The sequence below is a fragment of the Salibacter sp. genome, assembly GCF_031581065.1.
In the GTDB taxonomy this organism is placed as follows: Bacteria; Bacteroidota; Bacteroidia; order Flavobacteriales_G; family Salibacteraceae; genus Salibacter.
Map to the genome: position 1 here is coordinate 1 of NZ_JAVLBN010000079.1, position 5241 is coordinate 5241.

Annotated in this window: 2 protein-coding genes and 2 pseudogenes; all 4 read right to left on the reverse strand. The window is 42.4% G+C overall.

Translation table 11 applies throughout. The annotated features are described in order from the left end of the window. A pseudogene (locus RI557_RS11285) lies at positions 1 to 2255 on the reverse strand (hypothetical protein); the annotation flags it as partial. Positions 2256 to 2443: 188 nt separating this feature from the next. After that, complete coding sequence (locus tag RI557_RS11290; RefSeq protein ID WP_310683857.1) at positions 2444 to 3448, reverse strand: type IX secretion system membrane protein PorP/SprF; 1005 nt, start codon at positions 3446 to 3448, stop codon at positions 2444 to 2446. Next, entirely contained in the window at positions 3448 to 4446 is a 999-nt protein-coding gene (locus tag RI557_RS11295) for a gliding motility-associated C-terminal domain-containing protein (protein WP_310667539.1), read from the reverse strand. Before RI557_RS11295 ends, RI557_RS11290 begins: the two co-directional genes overlap by 1 nt. 21 nt (positions 4447 to 4467) lie before the next feature. Beyond that, positions 4468 to 5241 (reverse strand): annotated as a pseudogene (locus RI557_RS11300) (hypothetical protein); the annotation flags it as partial.

Here is a 5241-nt window from a genome sequence, read left to right on the forward strand (position 1 = left end):
ATGTAATCAGACTCTGTGTATCCTGAGCCGGAAGTGCCGTCATCTGACCACACGTAAACCGCACTCGTTGTGAGGTTTGAAGAGTTTGCGGTTAAGAAATCACTCACATCAATAGCACTCGGGTAAGGATTCCCGATGAGGTTCCAGTAATCATCAGACCAGTTTGAGAGGGAGTCGTTTGGGTTTGTCCCAGTGCCCAGTGAAAAAGTATAATCTCCATTATTTATGCTATTCCCGCTAAATGTTCTCGTGGCTGTAGAATTCCCAGGAATTAAATAACCGCGACCGGCATCCATGTTTCCATCAGCTCCGGAAATAAGGAATTGGCTTGTAAAAGTGACTCCGTTTCCGTTGCAGGTAGTGCTGTAGTTTGTTGGGAAGTCGTATTTCCAGCTTTGGTCAGATCCGTCAAACACAAAGATATCACACGGATTTGTGCTGCTGAATACACCGCTGTTATCGTGAATACTCACCCCATCAATTGGTGTTGACCAGCCATCATAAGCTGATGAAGAATTTCCCCCTGTACGTTCTACTGTGTATGATCCGGAACCACAGTTGTTATCTGAAGAAGCTGTTTGAATCAATGCTCCATCATCTTCAATGGTCACTGTTCCGTTGTTTACGAATATTCCATTTACTGTTAAAGAATTGCCTGAGCTTACGGTTAGAGAAGCTCCGGAGTTTACAACAAGTGTATCACAGGTGTAGTCTCCGTCTAAAGTTGTGCTGTTTTTGATGGCTATGTCATTACCTGATGCTGGAATTGTACCTGAACCCCATGTACTTGTTGAGCTCCAGTTGCCGTTTTGAGTAGTGGAGGATTGGGCAGCACTACCTGGTTGATCCCAGGTTAGGTCATCCATAGCGACTCTGTCACCATTGCTCGGAGTTTCAATGACTAACGTAAAGTTTCCTGATACATTAATGTTGTTAATCGTTGATGTTTGAGTTGTTCCGTCATATGGAATAGTACCTACAGTGCTTCCATTAACCTTTACAGTTAAATTACCCGATCCTCCTGAATATTGTCTTTCTGTTGTTAGTGTTAGATTATCGATCCCCCCTGAAATTGTTGGACTTGTTAGTTCTCCATTTCTTACAGTTATGGCATCACCGTTTATTGTTCTATCAGTTCTTGCATCAGTGGCGGTCCATGTTCCAAATCCATTATCGCCACTCCATGTTTTAGTTGTGTATGAATTACCAGGACCCATATTGATGAAGGTCTCAGTATAAGTGGCTCCCCCACCACCAGATATTACTTTAGTTGCAGTTGTAGCATCACCGCTCAACTCTGAAGAGTAATCATCATTGTTGTCGTAAGACCATATTTGATAGAAATATTGTTGATCACCATCTAGACACTCATCGACATAAGATGTAGCTCCACCTTTGTAGATGATTTCGGCACCGCCTAATGTGTTTCCCACAGAGTAGCTTGTTCCATCTGAAGGGGTTCCAAACGAATTACTCGTGTTTCTCGCTATGATAACATCATCGTTGTTGCCGTTTTTCGTCCAGTCGAGTGAGATAGTAGAGATGTTGTTTGCATTGGCTTCAAAGGTTGAGGGAGGTGCAATGCCTATTCCTCCATTATGAGTCACTTGAATGTTGTCAAAATAGATACCTTCATCGCCACTAGTTAGGTTTACAACTTCAATATTGATATCTAGTGTTGTTGCGCCAGAAAGACCAGTTATGGTTGTAGAAAATGTTTCGAATTGATCATTAGAGACTGTGCACCCTCCTTCGGTTCCTGTAGTAAGTGCTGGGAGAGTAGTCCCTGTACCACAATTCCCATTTCCATCAAAATCAGTGTCTAAGGCTGCTGGTTCATTATAGCCATCCGAACCGTTAACATGTTGTACCCACATAAGGTTAGAATAATTGTTGCCACCATCTGTAGAGTATGTTATCAACAATTCATCTGTTGAATCCCAATCTTTGAAGTGATGTGCAATCATATCTATAGAAAAAGTGAACTCAGTTGCACCAGTAATGTTAATTGGATCCAAGTCTAGCTCGCCTGAACCTGCGCCAAAATCTTCAACCGCCCACATAAATGAGTTATTCCCACCGATGTTTAGATTTGACCTATTAAAGACATCGGTGAATCCCGAACCAGATGTTGTTGAAGCCGAGTAACCATCATTTGCTGTTTCGAAGTCAATGGTTATTGTCGTCTGCCCTAAAGCAACTCCGTTAAGAATACTCAAAACCGCAATTGCGAAAAAACTCAAATACGTTTTCATAACTATGTATATTAGTAGTTAATTGTATGTTATAAATTACCTCAATTAACGGAATAGAATGGGTGAAAAGGATACTTCAAAATTATCATTAACCGCTTTGAGTTTCGGCTTTGATCGATTTACGGTTTTGTTACGATAACATTATGAACCCTTTTTTAAAGCTAGAGGAGTATTTTAAATGTCTCAGATTAAAATTTTGTTGAGAATTGGTTACGCCATAATTTCATTTTAAGCGTTATTTCATGACCTCCGCGTTGATAAGGCTGAAGTTGTGAAGTTGGTAAGTCATAAGCATAGTAGAGCTCAGCTGTTTTACCGAGGTAAACACCTGTCCAAAAAGCCATTGCATTATTCATGCGCCATGTGGTTCCAATTTTTAGTCGCTGTTCAAAGTCCACTTCTAAGCTGAGGTCTACATTTACTGGGGCACCGGCTTTATAACGGATCATTGCTCCGGGATGTAATACGATATTGCGGGATTCGAGATCATCAAAATCTTTAGCGTGATAAACGATGTAGCTATAGCCTAACATCAATTGGTGATGAGCTAACATTTTAGCATCTTTTGACACATCAGCAGGTGTGAGGTTATTCGGAATTAGTTGAATCATGGAGTAACCGGCATAGAGCCTGTCAGAGTAGAACCATAAACCCAAATCCAGGTCAAAGCTGTTTTTGTTTTCTCCCTGTGCTAAAAAGTACTGGTAAGTGGGGTCGTCCTGAATCTTGAGTGAAACTTTTCTGTCGTCAATTGCTGTACCGCCCCATCCAACACGAGGAGAAAAGGAAATGCGATAAGGACCGGTTACGGGAAGATGAAAAGCGTAAGATGCCTGAACTCTTGTTTTTTGAAATGCACCAAACTCGTCTTTTGACATCATTATACCAATGCCGTGATGTTGTTTGTATTTGTTGTTTGAATAGTAGAATTGTCTTGCTCGTTTATTTTTAAATGTTTTGTTTTTCTGCTTGTTGATGGGAATGTTTGCTGTTAAGTAGAAACTCTCTGGAGCTCCTTCTAAATCGAGCCACATTTGCCTGTATCCTGATACTATTTCAGTGTGATCGTCAACTCCGCTTGCAGCAGGGTTGAGGAGATAGCGGTTTACCTGGTATTGGGTGAACTGGTAAACTTGCTGGCTCATGGATCTGACCGATAATAACAGTAGCAGAAGAAATAGTAAATGTTTCATCAACGCCTGATTAAATTGATGTAACCACTAATTTTTTCAGCGCGCTCATCCTTTGGATCTACCACGTAGTAGTAGGCTCCAACAGGAAGTGGTGTTCCGTTCCATGTTCCATCCCACGGATTGGAATAGCCGGTTGATTCGTAAATGACATCTCCCCAGCGGTTGTAGATTTCAACCTGTGCGTTGGGGTAATACTCTATTTTATCGATCTCAAATTTATCGTTGATGCCATCGCCATCAGGTGTGAAAGTGTTGTAGGGAACGAGGTTTCGGCATTCGCCAACGGTTACGGAATCAAAAGATTCACAGCCATCTAAATATGCTGTAACTTCATAAGTTCCGTTTTTGGTGACTTGTTGCCTGCTTCCCCAGCCAAGAGAAGACCAAAAATATTCTGTTGCATCTCCTGTTGCTACTAACTGAGTTTGCTCACCTTCACAGATGAATTTTTTCCCGTTAATTTCAATACTAAAAACAGGTTTAGCTTTAACAGTAACACCATAATTTGTAGCGTCATTCCCACATTTGGTATTGCTAACTACTGAGTAAGTTTGAGAAGTAGTAGGGTTTATTGTTAGAACTTCACCGGTGTCACCCGTATTCCATACATAGTCGATTCCTCCACTCGCTGTAAGTTTAGCTGTGTCGCCTTCACAAACTCTTTTTGGTCCGCTTATTTGGAGATTTGGAGGGTCAATGATCAGAACCTGAGCATACTGAGTGTCGCCAATACAGCCATTAGCACTTGTTTCTACCACGCTGATTGGATAAATCCCGGGTGTTGAGTTCCATGTGACTGAGATTGAGTCAGAGCCTGAGCCACGGGTGATTTGACCATCAGGCACAATCCATTCAAATGTACTTCCCGGCCAGCCGTCAACGTGATAGTCACCTGTAGGGTCAGAAACGCAAAGCGTATCAACCACCTGGGCTAATACACTTTGCGATCCAACTATACAGATGAAAAGAATCAGGAGTTTATATTGACAACTTTTCATTCAGGTTTTTAGCTCCGGTTCCTAGTTGTGGAATATTGGAGATGTTGTTGGTTTTGCATTGATTGTAATCGTCATGGTATCAGTTGCGTCACCACAGGATCCGTTTCCGGTTGCAGTAAGTGTTAATGTAACCGATCCGTTAGCAATGTCATTTGGACCCGGAGTGTAAATCGGATTCAATATATTGGCATTGCTAAACGACCCGTCACCTGAGGTTGTCCATGTTAAACCAGCGTTGTTACTTGCTGATGGCGTTGTACCTGAAGTGCTGAGATCAACTGTTTCACCTTCACAAATTGTTTGGTCAGATCCCGCATCAGCAGAAGCTGCCGGGGTAACTTGGATGGTCCCGGTCTCTGTAACAGTTCCACAACCGCCAGTTAAAGTAATTGTGTAGTTGAATGTGCCCGTTGCTGTTGGAGTACCGCTAATGGTGATGTTACCACCTGAAAAGTTACCGGTTACACCGGCAGGAAGCCCTGAGAAAGTGGCTCCGGTAGCACCTGTTGTGCTGTAAGTGATGTTAGTGATCGCTGAGTTTTCACATACTGTTTGGTTGTCAGTTCCGGCAGCTGATGTAAGCGAAATTGTGTTGTCAGGAGTAACATCAATAGTTCCTGTTTCAGTAACGGTTCCACAACCGCCAGTCAAAGTAATTGTGTAGTTGAATGTGCCTGTTGCTGTTGGAGTACCGCTAATGGTGATGTTACCACCCGAGAAGTTACCGGTTACACCGGCAGGAAGCCCTGAGAAAGTGGCTCCGGTAGCACCTGTTGTGCTGTAAGTGATGTTAGT

Excerpts from the sequence above, each read along its gene's own strand:
- RI557_RS11290 (WP_310683857.1), bottom strand. The coding sequence starts at position 3,448 with ATGAAACATTTACTATTTCTTCTGCTACTGTTATTATCGGTCAGATCC.
- RI557_RS11295 (WP_310667539.1), bottom strand. The coding sequence starts at position 4,446 with ATGAAAAGTTGTCAATATAAACTCCTGATTCTTTTCATCTGTATAGTT.